We start from the raw sequence: 16354 nt of genomic DNA, 5'->3' as shown, positions 1-16354 counted from the left end.
GCAAGATCAGCCATTCACTCATCGCGCCCGAACTGCAAGGTTCACCTTGTCATACAAAACGCCGCGCAACATACCGCGCGCTCGGTACTATAATCGAACCATACCTGTCAAACAAACGCACCAAGGAGATTGCCATGCTCGTCATCATCAGCGACTTGCATTTAGGGGATGGAACCACCGGCTCATCTATTCCAACCAGCGCATTCCAACTATTCGCCAAACGCCTCCGCCTCGACGCGCATTTTGCTTCGGCACAGGGCGAACGATACCGCCCCATCGAAGACCTGGATGTCATCCTGCTTGGCGACATTCTTGAAACGCTTCACTCTAATCGTTGGCTGTACGCGGTTGGGGATGAAACTCGCGCCCGCATGACGCGCCCCGGCGAAGCGGACTATATCCGCCCGTGGAGCGACCCGAGCGACCCAAAATACGCGGCAAAATTACTTGAGGTGACGCGCGCCATCCTCGAAGCGAACAAAGATTCCTTCGAGATCATGCGCAAATTGGCGGGCGGCGAAGCGATCGAATTCGATGCCCCTGATGAACACGGCAACCGTGACCGCAACAGCGATCAAAAAATTCCGCTCAAGGTCCGCTTTCACTACATGGTGGGCAACCACGACTGGCACTACTATCTCAAGGGCGAGTCGTTTGATGCCATCCGCCGCGAGATCATACAAACCATGGCATTGAGCAACTCGCCGGAGCCGTTCCCCTTCGACCTGCGAAAAACGGACAAGAACCTCCCCTGGCAGGAGGATAACGCGCCCGCTATTCGCAAACTGTTCGAGGAATACAGGGTCTTCGCCCGTCACGGCGACCTGCACGACAAATTCAACTTCAACCGCGAACGAGGGCGCGGCCACCCCACACTTGGCGATGCGCTTGGAGTTGAGGTGATCAACAAATATCCTGAAGTATTGAAAGCCATGCCCGGGATCGATCCGCTTTTTGTGCAAAACCTGAGCGAGATCGCCAATGTGCGGCCCGGCTTTGCCACGCCGCTCTGGGTAAACGCCCAACTTCGCTCGCTTGCCGAACAGAACCTCGTGGATGCGATCACAGAGAATGAACTTAAAAATGTATGGGATAAACTCGCTTCCGAATTTCTCGAACTCGATTTTGTGCGACAAGCCAACAAAAAGTTCAGGTTAGATATAGTAGACGCGTTGCAGGCGGGTATCAAACTATCGAGCCTCGTTTCATTCGAGACCATCGACAAACTCACCCTCAAACTTCAGGGCGGCAAAAAGCGCGGCGACATCTCCTTCGCCAAACATGCCCTGCTCGAGCCATCCTTCCTCGATGGCTCGGCGCGCTACATCGTATACGGACACACGCATTCTCCCGAAACCGTCGCGCTCGAAAATAGCACAACACGCGGCGACCAAATCTACTTCAACTCCGGCACATGGCACACCTATTTCGACCTCGCGCGCAAAAACCCCAGCGAGAAAAAATTCGTGCCTTACAAAGGGATGACCTATCTCACCTTTTATAAAGACGGCGAACGCAAAGACCGCCGCTTCGAAACGTGGAGCGGTATGTACGCGTAAAGTTTTAGGCTCTACCGTTTTTAACGGGAAACCATTTTTCAAACACAAAGGACACGACGGTCACAAAGGAAAAACACAAGGAATCTAGGCTCTTTTCCCCCCTTTGTGTCGCTTCGACGAACTCAACGCAAGACTTTGTATCCTTCGTGGTGAGGCTCTTTCCCGTTGATTACGGGACACCCAAGTTTTAAAACAGGCTATGCTTTAATTTTTTTCAAAAACCCCGGTGTATTCAATTCGCGTTCTAGCAGATAGGTGAAATATGCCTGCATGATGGATTCGGTTTCGCGCTGCACATCGTCATCGGGACGGGCGCGCGAGGCTTCGGCATAACTGCTCCGTTGAAAGTGGCGGAGGTACTTCAACGCTTCCACTGAAATCGAATGCAGGTGTTTCAATCCCTGCCCACAGCGCAGACAAATGACTCCGCCCGCGCTGAACGAGAAGAATTGGTCTTCGGGTTGAATCGCGCGCCCGCAGTTGACACACTCGAAGAGTTGGGGACGAAAGCCGAGTTGGTCGAGGAGGCGCATCTCGTAGAAGCGGAGGACCAGCCACACGTCCGCGTTGGAGGCGAGGCGGGAGAGGGTCTCCGTCAGCAAACGGAAGATCGTCGCGTTTTCGGTTTCATCCTCATAGGTAAAACGGTCCAGCAATTCCAACACATACGCGGCGTGGCTGGTGAGAATCAGATCGTCGCGCAGAGGCAGGTAGGCGTCTATCGTGTCGGCTTGGGTGAGGATGAACATCTCGCGCGCGGCGGCGAGTTGCAGTTTGACGTGCGTGAACGGTTCGATGTGACCCGCCTTGCGCGAGGCGATCTTGCGCGCGCCTTTGGCGATGACGCGCATCTTGCCGCGCTGGCGCGTGTACAGCGTGAGCAGTCGGTCGGCTTCGCCGTAATCGCTGTGACGAAGCACCACCGCATCCACGCGCAGGGAACGGAATTTTGGTTGGGGCATGGGGATGTGTAGGAGCGGGATTTTCCCGCCCATGCGCAGCGAGATAAATCTCGCCTTACGTTTTCAATTTCTCCGGCGTAAACGCTTCGGGCAAAAGTTCATTCACGGTTGTTTCTTTCACAAGATTTCCATTTTTATCCGCCAAGAGAACAATCGTGTCGAGTCCAAACTCTGCCATTACCTGACGACATCCGCCGCAGGGAGAACCGCCGTTGTCTGTCACCACAGAAATAACTTCAAACTCTTTCTCGCCCTCTGAAACCGCTTTGAAGATGGCGACACGTTCCGCGCACATGGTCTGCGGATATGCCGCGTTCTCGATATTTACGCCGGTGTATGTTTTGCCGGTCTTCGTCCGCAGCGCCGCGCCGACAGGGTAATGAGAATACGGCACATAAGCCTGCTTCCGCGCTTCGTTGGCAAGATCAATGAGAGATTGTTTGTCGTGTTGAGTGATTGTCATAACGTTGTCCTTACGCAATACGAAGTACGAAGTATCGCGTACTGCGTACTGCGTGATTACTTGCCCTTCTTTTTCTTTCTCTCCACTTTCTTGATGGGACGCGCGGGCATGCCGACGACGAGCGTGTCTTCGGCTACATTCTTGGTGACGATCGCGCCTGCTCCCGTGCGCGCGCCATCGCCGAGTTTCAGCGGCGCGACCAGCATCGTGTCCACGCCGATGAAGACATCCTCGCCGATCTCGGTGGGAAGTTTATTCTCGCCGTCGTAATTCGCGGTGACGGTTCCCGCGCCAATGTTCGTGTTCGCGCCGATCTTCGCGTTGCCGATATACGAGAAGTGTCCCATCTTCACACCTTCTTCGAGCGTGGAATCTTTCACCTCGCCGAAGTTGCCCATGTGGACGTGACTCTTCAAATGCGCGCCCTTCCTCAACCGCGCGAACGGACCCATATCCACGTCGTCTTCAAGTATTGCGCCTTCCAGCACGGATGCGAGGACTTTACAGTGATTCCCAATCTTCGTATCGCGGATGATCGTGTTGGGTCCGATCACGTTCCCTTCGCCGATCTCCGTCGCGCCGTGAATGTGCGTGTTCGGCATGATGGTCGTATCCTTGCCGATCTTCACGCCCGCGTCAATGTACGTGGAAGAAGGGTCGGTCATGCTCACGCCGTTCAACATGTGTTCGCGGTTGATCCGCATCCGCATGGCTGATTCAGCCTCCGCAAGATGAACGCGCGTGTTGATTCCAATCGTCTCGCTAAAATCATCGTGGACAACAGCCTGCACGGGCAGGTTATCTTTCACCGCGAGTTCGACTACATCGGTCAAGTAGTATTCGCCTTTCTTCTCGTTCTTCGGGATGCGATGCAGGGCGTCCCACAGCCAATCCGCGTTGAAGCAGTACGCGCCGACGTTCAACTCTTTGATTTTTTGCTGTTCCGGCGTGGCGACATATTCTTCGACGATGGCTTGCACTGTCCCATCGGCGTTTCGCAGGATGCGCCCGAAGCCGTGAGGATCGTCGGCGAAAACGGTGATCAGGCTGAACGGTCCGGGGTTGAGGCGTTGAGTCTCCACGAGGCGCGCAAATGTTTCGCCGCGCAAGAGAGGCATGTCGGCATAGGTGACGATGACCAAGTCCGTTTTGTTTTTGAGCAGAGATTCGGCTTGCAGCGCCGCGTGACCCGTGCCGAGTTGCGGTTCCTGCAACACGCAATCCGCTGAATCCCCCAAATATTTTTTCACCTCATCCGCGCCGTGACCGATCACCACAACCGGCGTTTCGGTCGCGGCTTGCTTCAACGCCTCAAGCGCGTGCCACACCAGCGGCTTGCCGCAAAATGGATGCAACACCTTCGGCAGGGAAGACTTCATGCGAGTCCCCTGCCCCGCCGCAAGCAATACAGCAGTAACTTTCATTACAACTCCTACTCCCCTCTCCTTGAGGAGAGGGGTTGGGGGTGAGGTCAAATAAAAACAGGCTCACCGCAATGTGCGAAGCCTGTTTAGAAAAGAAGCCCCGCGCTCGCGGGAATTGGCAGGGGCGCCTGGACTCGAACCAAGATCCACAGCTCCAAAGGCTGGTGTGCTGCCGTTGCACCACGCCCCTGTAAGGCGCACATTGTATCATAGCGAAATTCGCGGGGCAACACCTGCGCGCAGGCGCAATGTCTCACTTCTTTTTTGCCGCGCTCATCTTCAGCGTGCCGGTCACCGGGCGGGGGATCGTCGCGCCCGCTTTGCCGGGCGTCAGTCCCAGCTTATCGGCTTCTTCAAACGTGATCACATCCGGATTGAGCGGAATGTTGCCCGCCTTTTCCACCGCGTCATCCCAAAACGCGTCCACATCTTTAACTTTGGATTTCTTCTCGGCGGAGGCGAACAACGCGTCCACATCCACTTCCGGCTCCGGTTCGGATTCTTCCTCGATAATAAACGGAGGGACATACCCACCCGCCTCCTCCGCAGGGACAGCTGGTTCAGTGATCGCGACAGCCGGCGCCACCCCCAGCGACTGCAAGATATTCTCCACATCGCCGCGCACAAACAGCATCCCCTCCACAGTATTCATAATTCGATCTCTGTCCGCGAGTTCCTTGCCAGCCAACAGCAACGCATGAGACGTATTCACCGGGATGAGGATCAAATCATGGTCGCCGCCGCGAAAGACGTGATAATTTTCAAGATGCTCCTGCCGGATGAAGCGCGAGACCTTCAACCCCGCGCTGTAAATTCCCATCAAGGCGGAAAGCAAAGACACTTCCATACTGCTATCGTACAGATCGCCGGCGCGGGCAAGCACGCGCCCACGATCGTTGATGAGGAACACCGCGTCGGCTTTCACTTTTTGACGGAACCCGGTCAGCAACTCGGAAAGGGTCTGGCGATGCTCCTCGATCTCTTTTGCGGCTTCCGGAGGAAAGATGGTGCGCACCAGCCCCAAACCGCGTTCGACCGCGTCCAAAAAATCTGCCAGCGGGATGGGCTTGTTGAAGATCGCCATCGCCCCAGCCGAGAGCATTTCATCGCGGGCTTTGCGTTCGCTCATGCCGGAGATGAAGATCACTTTCAACTCGGGGTTGCGCGCCTTCACCTTGCGCATCAATTCCACCCCGGAAATGCCCGGCAAGAGATAGTCCGACACGAGCAAATCCACGTTGCGGCGGGAGGCTTCGAGCAGCGCTTCCTCCCCGGAGGGCGCGTCGACAATATCCAGCGTGTGCCCCAGCGTTTGCAGGGTGGAATGCAACAGCCGGACTATGTCTTTCTGATCGTCAACAAGTAAAACGCAGGGGTGTGCCATAATCAATGACGGTTATTTCAAATTCTGTTCGGCGACCCAGCACGCCACCCAATGATCGGGTCGGAGTTCCTTGAACTGCGGCTCATCTTGCGAACAGCGTTCGATCGCCACCGGGCAACGCGGGTGGAAGCGGCATCCCCTCGGCGGGTTGAGTGGACTGGGCACATCGCCCTTGAGGATGGTGCGCTCGCGTTTCAAACGCGGGTTCGGCACCGGGATGGCAGACATTAACGCCTTGGTGTACGGATGCAGGGCTTCGCGGAACAAGTCGTCGCGCGTTGCCAGTTCCACCATTTTGCCGAGGTACATCACCGCCACACGGTCCGACACATGCTCGACCACCGAAAGGTTGTGCGCAATGAACAGGTAGGTGAGACCAAATTCCTTTTGCAGGTCCTTCAAAATATTCAACACCTGCGATTGGATCGACACATCCAGCGCGGAGACCGGCTCGTCGCAGATGATGAACTGCGGGCGCAACGCCAGCGCGCGCGCTATGCCGATGCGTTGGCGCTGACCGCCGGAAAATTCGTGTGGGTACCGGCGGGCGTGATAATCCTCCAGCCCCACTTTCTTGAGGGTTTCGAGCATGATGCCCACGCGCTCTTTGGGCGTGCCGATGCGATGGATATGCAATCCCTCCATCACCGATTCGCCGATGGGCACACGCGGGTCGAGCGAGGCGTACGGGTCCTGAAAGATGATCTGCATGTTGCGGCGGACCGGCTTCAACTCATTTTGTTTGAGCGCGAACACATCCTTGCCGCCGAACTTCACCGACCCCGAGGTTGGTTCGACCAACCGCAGCATCGTTCTGCCGACAGTGGTTTTACCGCAACCGGATTCGCCCACCATGCCAAGCGTCTCGCCTTTGCGCACAAAGAAACTGACATCGTCCACGGCTTTCACATGGTTGACTACGCGCTGGAGCAAACCAGCCCGCACCGGAAAATATTTTACGAGATTGTTTACCTCAACGAGGGTTTCCCCTTTTTGGCTGGCGTTGTTTGACATGAAATTTTCTCCAAGAAGGGGTTACTTCAACGGCGCGGAATGCCCCGCCCCATTTTGATACAACCAACAGCGCGTCATATGCCCGGGTCTCACATCTTCAAGCTCGGGTTTGGTTTCAGTGCAGATGGTCAGCGAATATTTGAGGCGCGCCTGACAGCGCGGCGCAAAACGGCACCCGGGCGGCAGGTTGACGAGGTTGGGAACGGAACCGGGAATCACATCCAATTTTTCTTTAATCTCGCCCAGGATTGGAATCGAACCGATCAAGCCTTGTGTGTACGGATGCAACGGTTCATCGAACAGCGAATTGACGTCGGTCTGTTCCACAATTTCGCCGGCGTACATCACTGCCACGCGGTCTGCCATTTCAGCCACCACACCGAGATCGTGCGTGATGAGGATGACCGCCGTGCCCATTTCGCGGCGCAGGTCGCGCATCAAGTCCAGGATCTGCGCTTGAATGGTTACGTCCAGCGCGGTGGTGGGTTCGTCTGCAATGAGGAGTTCGGGCACGCACGCCAACGCCATGGCGATCATCACGCGCTGCGCCATACCGCCGGAAAGTTCATGCGGGTACGCGTGCGCGCGTCGTTCGGGATCAGGCACGCCAACCATTTTCAACAATGCGACGGCGCGGTTCCAGCCGGCTTCTTTGCCCATATCCTGGTGCACATTCAGCACTTCGGAGAGTTGGTCGCCAACTTTGAATACGGGGTTTAACGCCGATTGAGGCTGTTGGAAGATCATCGACACGCGGTTGCCGCGTATCTTGACCATTTCATCTTCGGGAAGTTTGAGCAGGTTATTTCCATCGAGCAGTATCTCGCCCCCATCCACCCTGCCAGGCTTGGAGACCAACCCCATAATGGATAATGAGGTGACGCTCTTGCCGCATCCTGATTCTCCCACCAGCCCAAGCACTTCGCCGGGAAACACTTCAAAATTCACGCCATCTACCGCGCGGACTACGCCGTCTTCGGTATAAAAATATGTCTTGAGGTCTTTCACGGCAAGCAGAGGCTGGCTACTGGGCATGAGGAGCAACTCCAACGAGCAGGGATGGGCGCATTATAGCAAATTACTGCGCGAGAGAAAACACTTTACAGGGTTGGAATCAGACGCACTGGCGGAATGAAGCGGGTTCATCCGCTAGGGTGTACAACCGGCCCCATCATCGAAGAGTTCGATTTCGGCGAGCGGGAAGTTGGAAGAGGGGTCGAGGTGAAAGCCGCATAACTCCGCGCGAGCGGCGGCAACTCGAAGCCGCAGGTACAGCGGAATGGACGGGAGTTCGGAGGCGAAGATCGCCTGCGCTTGTTGGTGTGAAGCGTATTCCGGTTCGCCGGGCAACGATCGCAAGGCTTGCGCGCACGCCTTGTCGAACTCCGGGTTTTTATAGCCGCTGATGTTCGTGCCCAGCCAGTGGTTTTTTTCGGTGGGAATTTGCGCCGAGGTGAACCAACCGCATTGCGGTTCGAGGCTGTTGACGCCGATGGCGTATTCGGCAAGTTGGAACTGCCGGCTGAACAAAGGTCCGATCGGTCCTTGCGCGTAAAAATTCGGCGCGTCGTAGAACACGGTGTTTAACCCAATGCCGCATTCGGCAAGCGATTGCGCGAAGATCTCGGTTACCTGGTGGCGCTGGGTGGCGGTGGTGGTGTAGTACTCGAGAACCAGCGGTGTTCTAGCGGGCACGCTCGTTACTCCAAACGCCAGCCGCGGCGTGGTTGGGTCGTTGTCTGAATCCAACCAGCCGGCGGCATCGAGCAAGTCTTTCCCGGCTTGGGGGTTGAAGGTGTACGTTTGGAGGTTGCCATTGTGAAGCGGGTGATCGGATGGCAGGTAACTATCGGGCGCTTGTGAAAGCCCGAATAATACCGTATCCACCACTTTCTGGCGGTCGAGGCAGTATGCCAGCGCCTGCCTCATACGCGCATCGCCGAAAAGATCGGGGCGATCGGTTTGCGATTTCACGCCGTCGTCATAGGCAGACGGCGACACGCCGATGCCAAGCCATTCCATCGTCATTGTTTGGGCGGTGATGAGTTTTGCCTGCCCTTGCGATTCCAATTGCTGAAGCAAACCCACCTGTCCATCGAGGTGAACGGTTGGGTCGAGAACGTCGCACTTGCCCTCCAACAGGGCGCTGAGGGCGGCGTTTGAATCGAGCATGATGATAAAGTTCAATTCGTCGAAGTGGGGCAGGCCGCTCGAGGCGCGGAAGTAATTCAGGTTTTTCGTAAGCAGGATATTTTCGCCGGCGTTCCATTCCTTCACAATATAGGGACCCCAACCCAGCGGGAAGCGCGCCGAAAGGTCAAGCCGCGCCAACTCGGCGGGAGATTGCTCTCCCCATAGATGCTGAGGCAAGGGCATGAAGAAGTTGGTGTAATAATCGGGATCGATAAAGCCGGGCATTCCCCACCATTGAATGGTCACGCCATCGGAGGCGGCTTCGTACGCTTGCGTGCGGTCGATCAGAAATTTGGAGCCTGGGGTGGCGTCGTTGGCGGCAATCTCGAATGAGAAGACCGAATCACTCGCGGTGAGCGGCGCGCCGTCGGACCATTGCAAGCCTGCGAGCATGGTGAAGGTGACGACCATTTGGTCCATGATGATGTTACTGACGCCGTCGTAGGTCACCTTGCAGTCATCGTTTCGGCATCCGCTCGGGTAGAGTTGTGTGCCTTTGATCAGCCCGACCACGTTACCGCTTGCGTCCACGATCTGGTCGCCAGGTTGCGCGGTCACGGTTTCGATCTGGGCGTCGCCGTCTTCAAGGTTTGGAATCTTTTCGAGGATGACCGGTTCGTATCCATATTCGACCACATCCATGGGTCCGTCGTAAATGGCGGAAAGCACGCTGCGCGCGGCGGCGTTCAAACTGCCGTAGGGGTAGAGGCTGGTTGGCTCTTCCCCGAGGCAAATGTTGAGGGCGCGCGTGGCAGGCGTGGCGGTGGGAAGAGGCGCGGGTGTTTCAGTCGGCGCGTCGGGCAGGGTGGGGATTTCCGTCTCTTGTTGCGGGGCGCACGAAGCGAGGATGAGCAGAATCATAAAACTTGAAATGAGTTTTTTCATGGGCAATTCCATTCGGTGTATTCCTCCCATTATAACGAAACCCGCGGCGTTGTTGCGTCGCGGGTTTTATTCGCTTATCCGTTTTGTTCCGCGACCCAGCAGGCGACGAAATGCCCCGGCGCGAGTTCCTTGAACTCAGGCTCCTGTTGCGAACAGAGATCGATCGCCACCGGGCAACGCGGATGGAAGCGGCATCCCTTCGGCGGGTTCAACGGGCTGGGCACATCGCCTTTAAGGATGATGCGCTCGCGCTTCACGGTCGGATCGGGGATCGGGATCGCCGACATGAGGGCTTTGGTGTACGGGTGAAGCGGGTTGCGGAAGAGTTCTTCGCGTTCGGCAAGTTCCACCATTTTGCCGAGGTACATCACCGCCACGCGGTCTGAGATGTGTTCGACCACGCTCATGTTGTGGGCGATAAATAAATAGGTAAGCCCGAACTCTGCCTGCAAATCTTTGAGGATGTTCAGCACTTGCGATTGGATGGACACATCTAACGCGGAGACCGGTTCGTCGCAGACGATGAATTTGGGTTGCAGGGCAAGCGCGCGCGCAATGCCGATGCGTTGGCGCTGACCGCCGGAGAATTCGTGCGGGTAGCGGCGGGCGTGATAATCCTCGAGCCCCACTTTCTTCAACATGTTGATGGCAATATCCCAGCGTTCTTTGGGGTGACCAATGCCGTGTATGTGCAAGCCTTCCATGACCGATTCGCCGATGGGCAGGCGCGGGTTGAGCGAGGCATATGGGTCTTGGAAGATCATTTGCATGTTGCGGCGGGCTTGTTTGAGCGACCGCGAGCGCATTTGCACGATATCCTCGCCGTTGATGAAAACCGACCCGGAGGTTGGCTCGATCAAGCGCAGGATGGCGCGCCCGACGGTGGTCTTTCCGCAACCGGATTCGCCTACCATGCCCAGCGTTTCGCCTTCCTTCACCGAGAAGCTGATCTTGTCCACTGCTTGCACGTGCGCTTTTACGCGTTGAAGCACGCCGGCGCGTATGGGAAAATATTTCACCAGGTCTTTGACGACAACGAGGTCGTATTTTTCATTGGGTGGATTCATCGGCATATTGTCACTCTACTTGGATGGATTTTTTGAGGGGCGCGGTGTGTTGGCTGGAATCCTGATACAGCCAACAGCGAATGATGTGACCCTCATCGTATTGAATCAGGTCGGGGTCCTGCTCGGTGCAGATGGCAAGGTTGTGTTGAATGCGCGCGGCGCAACGCGGCGCAAAACGGCATCCCTTTGGCAGGTTAACCAGGTTGGGAACCGCGCCGGGGATCACGTCCAATTTTTCGCGCACCCGCCCCAGCACGGGCGTGGAGCCGATCAACCCCTTTGTGTAGGGATGCAAAGGTTCCTTGAACAGGCTGAGCACGCTCGTCTGTTCGACGATCTCACCGGCATACATCACCGCGACGCGATCTGCCATTTCGGCGATAACACCGAGGTCGTGCGTGATGAGGATGACCGCCGACCCGAATTGTTCGCGCATGTTTCGCATCAGGTCCAAAATTTGGGCTTGAATCGTCACGTCGAGCGCGGTCGTCGGTTCATCGGCAATCAACAAATCGGGGAGACAGGCAAGCGCCATGGCGATCATCACGCGCTGAGCCATGCCGCCCGAGAGTTCATGTGGGAAGGCTTCAGCGCGGCGTTCGGCATCGGGGATGCCGACTAGCTTGAGCAATTCGACGGTGCGTTTTTGGGCGGCTTCCTTGCCGAAATCCTGGTGAACATTCAGCACTTCGCCGATCTGCTCGCCCACGCGGAAGACCGGGTTAAGCGAGGTTTGGGGCTGTTGGAAGATCATCGAAATCCGGTTGCCTCGCACCGCCATCATTTCGGCTTCCGGGAGTTTCAACAAATCCTTGCCGTCGAACAAGATCTCGCCGCCCACCACTTTTCCGGGCTGGCTGATCAAGCGCATAATGGAAAGCGATGTAACGCTCTTGCCGCATCCCGATTCGCCCACGATGCCCAGCACTTCACCAGGGTACACCGTAATGTCGACTCCGTCCACCGCTCTCACCACCCCGTCTTCGGTGAAGAAATGGGTCTGAAGATTTCGGATCTCGAGCAGGGGTTTTTGTGCTTCGTTTGTGTCAGTCACGGAAGTCTCCGAAGGAAGAAATTACAGCTTGAGGCGCGGGTCGAGCGCGTCGCGCAAACCGTCGCCGATATAGTTGAAGGCGAGGGAGCAGATGAAGATGGGGAGCCCCGGCACGAGCGGCAACCACGGGCGATCCAGCATAAATTGTTGTGAAGCGGCAAGCATATTCCCCCACGTAGGAACTGGATCGGCAATCCCGAAACCTAAAAAGGCGAGCGCGGCTTCGCCCACAATGTAGCCCGCCAAGCCGAGGGAGGCATCCACGATGATGGGCGCCATGGCGTTGGGGATCATATCGCGCATGATGATGCGGAAGTTCGAGGCGCCCAGCGATCGCGAGGCTTCGACGAAAGTTTGTTCGCGCAGGGAGAGCACGGTGCCGCGCATGAGTTGCGCCGCGCTGAGCCAGCCGAAGCCCGCCAGCACCATCACGATCAGCACGGCATTGCGCGAATCGCGGGGGCTAAGCAGGAGGATATCGCCCATGAACTTCAAGACCGGGTCCGGGATGGCGATCAGTTCTTCGTTTCGCAAGAGCATGGAGGAGATGATCAGTAGTAATGGTAGTTGAGGGATCGTCAGCATGAATTCGACGAAGCGCATGAGGATGGTGTCGGTCCATCCGCCGAAGAAGCCGGAGATCGCTCCGATAACGATGCCGATCGTTTCGGAGATGAGAACCGAAAGGATGGCAACCGTCAGCGATATGCGCCCGGCGTAGATCAGGCGGGAGAAGTAATCGCGCCCGATGTTATCTGTGCCCATGTGGTGCACGCGGCCCGTTTCCGCGTCCACGGTTCCCCAGGGGACAAAATATTTATTGACCGAGAGTTCTTGAATTTTAAAAGGAGCGATATACGGCGCGAGGATGGTAATCGTGAACATCGCCAGCATGATGATAAGCGAAATCATCGCCAGGCGGTGACGCTGGAAGCGGCGCATGACGATTTGGAACGGCGAACGCTCTTCGATGGTAACGGCTTCAGGGGAAAGGGATGCGACCTGTGCGGCAGACATGGGCTAAGACCTCGTTACGACAATCGGATTCTTGGATCGACAAGCGTATACAGCACATCCCTGAGCAGGGTCGCGATCACGGTCAGCACGGCAAGGATGAAGAAGATGGACATGGCCACCGGGTAATCAAAGTCTCCCAGGGCTTTGATGTATAGCAACCCCATCCCGGGCCAGGCGAAGATGCTTTCCGTTATGATGGCGCCGCCGAACAGACCGGGCAGGGTGAAGACTACAATGGTGATGAAGGGGATGAGCGCGTTGCGAAACGCGTGGCGCATGATGACCACACGCTCAGACAATCCTTTGGCGCGCGCGGTGCGAACGTAATCCTGACGCATCACCTCGAGCATGCTGGCGCGGACGAAGCGGCTCCAGCCGGCGATGCTCACCATGGTCAACACGGTGAGCGGGAGGATCAAGTGCAGGAAGCGGTCTTTGAGCGACCCCGCCTCCACTGCCCCGATGATGGGGATGGAATAATCGCGGATGGATTCGGATAGCCCAGCCGGCAGGTACGCCCACCCGGCGTCTTTCGGGATGATGGAAAACGCGAGAATCAACAGAATGCCAAAGAAGAAGGTGGGCATGGCAGAGCCCATGAACGCGAGCGATGTGAAGATGTAATCAAAGCGGGAATATTGGCGTATGGCGGAATAGACCCCAAGCGGGATGCCGATGAGGATCGAAAGAAGGGATTGCAAGCCGATCAGTTGGATCGTCTTTGGAATGCGGCTCGCTAAAAGTTCTGTTACCGGGCGATCGCGGAGCACCTTCCATGATAACCCAAAGTCGCCGAGCAGAACCCCTCGACTGGTGCGGCGCCCCACCAGGTCTTTCATCAATACGTCTTCTTTACAGCCGGTAATGATCGATTCGTATTCTCCGGTATCTTCGTTCAATTTTTCCGATTCGATCGGCTTCCGGCAGCCCACCTTCAGGTCGGCGAAATATTCCTGTCCGCCGATCACGAGGGGTCCGCGCGGCTCGCCGATCAACCAACGGGTAAAACGATACGGTAAAAATAAATCCAATTCGAAATAGGCGCGGATGCGCGCAATATCATCTTCGGTGATCTGAAACCGCCCGCCTTGTTGAATCTGACGCAAGCCCTGGAGAGGTCCGCCGGGAGCAAGGTTCAACAAGGCATACGAAGCAATCGCTGAAATCAATACCACTAAGATCATTTGTAAAATACGCCGAATGAAATAGGCTGTCATAGTGAAACCTCTTGGTATTAGACTTTAAAGGCTTTTTCACGCGGGTTAAAGGACACATACCAACTTTCGGAACGTTTTTCCTTAGCGCCGATAAAGTCTATTATAGGAAGGTGTGCCTCTTGCGAGGCACACCTTCTTTCTAACACGCGCAATTGCTCAACTTAGCGGACAAACAGGGAGATGTCGATGTGCTCCCAGGTCGCGCTCGGTTCCACAATCGTTTTGATCTTGCCTTCGCCTTCAGCGGCGACAAGCGTTTCGGTCAGACCGACGAGCGAGGTTGAATCGAGGATGTCGATCTCACCGCCGAGCAGGAGGGTTTCCTGCGATTCGGGCGTGATGATCTGGATCACGATGTTCGGGGTGGTCACGCCGCCGGGCCAGAACTCGTTGGCGGTGAATTCCATCTTGACGCCTTTTTCCCAGCTGACGATCTTATAGGGACCGTAGGAAAGCGGGGTTTCAGCCACGAGGGGGTTGGTCGTCCATTCTTTGGCGGGAACATCGCCCAACTGATGAGCAGGGTAGATGGGCCACACAGGGAGGAAGTATAGCGGGTCTTGAACGCCGGGGATCCAGGTCTGGGTGTATCCAACGCCATCGAAGGTGGCGCTGGCGGTCTTGTCGCAGACGATGAAGGAGGTTGCGCCGGATTCAGGATCGCAGGCGATCTTCTTGCCCAATTCGAGGTCGGCGGCAGAAACGGGCGTGCCGTCTTCCCAGGTGAGTCCGTCGATGATATCGAAGCGGGAAACCAATTGCTTCATCATCACGGTGCCGCCGGTGAATTCAACTTCTTCGCCAGCCGCATTCTTGACTTTGACGCCAGCCGCGAGGTCGACCACATCGCCATTGACATCCACAACTTTATCGCCTTCTTTTACTTCCACATCGTTGTTGGTCGTGCCGCCATTTTCGATGGTGGGCAGTTGTTTCACCAACTGAGCCTGGAAGTCATAGTTCAAACCAGTGGATTGGTTCGGGCGGATGAGGGTATAGGCAAGTTGGGCGACAAACGCGTCTTCCACGAGCGTGAAGAGCGAGGCAGGTTCCTGCGTGAAGCCCATGATGATGGTGTCGCTACCGTCTAGCGCCCAATCGGAAACGTTGTAGGTGTAATACGGTTCGCCCGGTTTCGGTTCGATGCCGGTCAACTTTGCGTTGTATGCATAGGTGTCGGTGCGGTTGAAAAGCGGAATGCTCGGAACATCCTTGGTGAATTCTTGTTGGACAATCGTGTACGCGGCAATGCGTTCGTCTTTCACAAGGGTATTGTTCGCCAATTTGATGTTCGTGCTGGCGGCTTCATTACACCAACCCATGGCGTTCTGGCCTTCCCAGCCGTTGTTCGGGGTGGGAATCTGATCGCAAGCATACAGGGTTTGGCCACCGGGGTCAGCTTGACCAACCCAGGCGAACGCGCCGAGTTCGTAATCGCGGCGGGCAATACCTGTGGTATCGCCGAACCACCACGAGGCAGGGGCATGCAGACGAACGATGCGAACACCGCAGTCAGCCATCTGCTGTTCCCAGATCGCGGCCCAGGTCTGGCGGAAGGCGGCGCTGGTGGTGGTGAATTGCAAAGCCAGTTCGTCGCCATCGGCATTGGTGCGGAAAGACGCGCCTTCGGCGAGGGTCCAGCCGGCTTCATCGAGCAATGCGCGGCCCTGATCGGGATCGTAGGGATAGATGGTGATGTTGTCATCGCCGGCATACGCCCAGTGATCGCGCGGGATGAAGGTGTGCATGACCAAGTTGGCGCGGGTCTCTTCGCTGGTGAGCGGGTAGACCGAGGCAAGCAGGTCAGACTTGTTGGTGCAGTATGAAAGCGCCTGGCGGACCTTGAGGTCGCCGAGGATCGGGTGCGGCGTGGTGAACGCTTCGCGCTCAACTTCCACAACCTCGGTCACGACGACTTCCTGAGTCACCACAACGGGTTCAGCGGGCTCGGCGGGAGCGGGCGTGCCGCAAGCCGAAAGAACCATGCTTGCGACCACGAGCAACCCGAGAACGATCATAGTTCGATTCTTGGACATTGGATTTCTCTCCTACAAATTTTGATTTATTTTTTGATGTGAACGCTCGAATGAGATGGGCAGTTGGTTCCCCGCAACA

General features: G+C 56.5%; 13 protein-coding genes and 1 tRNA gene. 1 reads left to right on the top strand and 13 read right to left on the bottom strand.

The window, feature by feature from the left end; genetic code table 11:
- The first annotated feature begins 134 nt into the window (after positions 1-134).
- Positions 135-1559, top strand: a complete 1425-nt coding sequence (locus AC16KF_RS12955; protein ID WP_484037748.1) for a hypothetical protein — start codon at positions 135-137, stop codon at positions 1557-1559.
- 197 nt (positions 1560-1756) lie between these two features.
- Here the strand turns inward: AC16KF_RS12955 and recO are convergent, their stop codons facing one another.
- The 13 genes from recO to AC16KF_RS12890 form a co-directional block, all read right to left on the bottom strand.
- Positions 1757-2521: a DNA repair protein RecO gene (gene recO, locus AC16KF_RS12950; protein ID WP_484037747.1), complete on the bottom strand. Its 765-nt coding sequence runs from the start codon at positions 2519-2521 to the stop codon at positions 1757-1759.
- Positions 2522-2576: 55 nt separating this feature from the next.
- Positions 2577-2984 carry a cytidine deaminase gene (gene cdd / locus AC16KF_RS12945; protein WP_484037746.1) on the bottom strand — a complete coding sequence of 136 codons (408 nt, stop codon included), beginning with the start codon at positions 2982-2984 and terminating at the stop codon, positions 2577-2579.
- Between the two features lie 56 nt (positions 2985-3040).
- Complete coding sequence (gene glmU, locus AC16KF_RS12940) at positions 3041-4408, bottom strand: bifunctional UDP-N-acetylglucosamine diphosphorylase/glucosamine-1-phosphate N-acetyltransferase GlmU (RefSeq protein ID WP_484037745.1); 1368 nt, start codon at positions 4406-4408, stop codon at positions 3041-3043.
- 116 nt (positions 4409-4524) lie between these two features.
- Positions 4525-4598: transfer RNA gene (locus AC16KF_RS12935), tRNA-Gln, on the bottom strand.
- A 63-nt stretch (positions 4599-4661) separates the two neighbouring features.
- Positions 4662-5792 carry a response regulator gene (locus tag AC16KF_RS12930; RefSeq protein ID WP_484037744.1) on the bottom strand — a complete coding sequence of 377 codons (1131 nt, stop codon included), beginning with the start codon at positions 5790-5792 and terminating at the stop codon, positions 4662-4664.
- A gap of 12 nt (positions 5793-5804) precedes the next feature.
- Complete coding sequence (locus tag AC16KF_RS12925) at positions 5805-6806, bottom strand: ABC transporter ATP-binding protein (RefSeq protein WP_484037743.1); 1002 nt, start codon at positions 6804-6806, stop codon at positions 5805-5807.
- 21 nt (positions 6807-6827) lie between these two features.
- Positions 6828-7841, bottom strand: a complete 1014-nt coding sequence (locus tag AC16KF_RS12920; protein WP_484037742.1) for an ABC transporter ATP-binding protein — start codon at positions 7839-7841, stop codon at positions 6828-6830.
- Positions 7842-7955: 114 nt separating this feature from the next.
- Positions 7956-9884: an ABC transporter substrate-binding protein gene (locus AC16KF_RS12915; RefSeq protein ID WP_484037741.1), complete on the bottom strand. Its 1929-nt coding sequence runs from the start codon at positions 9882-9884 to the stop codon at positions 7956-7958.
- Positions 9885-9958: 74 nt separating this feature from the next.
- Positions 9959-10951, bottom strand: a complete 993-nt coding sequence (locus AC16KF_RS12910; protein ID WP_484037740.1) for an ABC transporter ATP-binding protein — start codon at positions 10949-10951, stop codon at positions 9959-9961.
- A gap of 10 nt (positions 10952-10961) precedes the next feature.
- Positions 10962-12005: an ABC transporter ATP-binding protein gene (locus tag AC16KF_RS12905; protein ID WP_484037739.1), complete on the bottom strand. Its 1044-nt coding sequence runs from the start codon at positions 12003-12005 to the stop codon at positions 10962-10964.
- A gap of 21 nt (positions 12006-12026) precedes the next feature.
- A complete protein-coding gene (locus AC16KF_RS12900) occupies positions 12027-13022 on the bottom strand; it encodes an ABC transporter permease (RefSeq protein WP_484037738.1) in 996 nt (331 codons plus the stop codon).
- Positions 13023-13036: 14 nt separating this feature from the next.
- Complete coding sequence (locus tag AC16KF_RS12895) at positions 13037-14239, bottom strand: ABC transporter permease (protein WP_484037737.1); 1203 nt, start codon at positions 14237-14239, stop codon at positions 13037-13039.
- Positions 14240-14400: 161 nt separating this feature from the next.
- Positions 14401-16275, bottom strand: coding sequence for an ABC transporter substrate-binding protein (locus tag AC16KF_RS12890; protein ID WP_484037736.1), 1875 nt, complete (start codon positions 16273-16275; stop codon positions 14401-14403).
- Between the last annotated feature and the right edge of the window lie 79 nt (positions 16276-16354).

The organism is Candidatus Defluviilinea gracilis (assembly GCF_057138825.1).
Note: the sequence above shows the minus strand (reverse complement) of the source record. Positions and strands in the feature narration are given on the sequence as shown.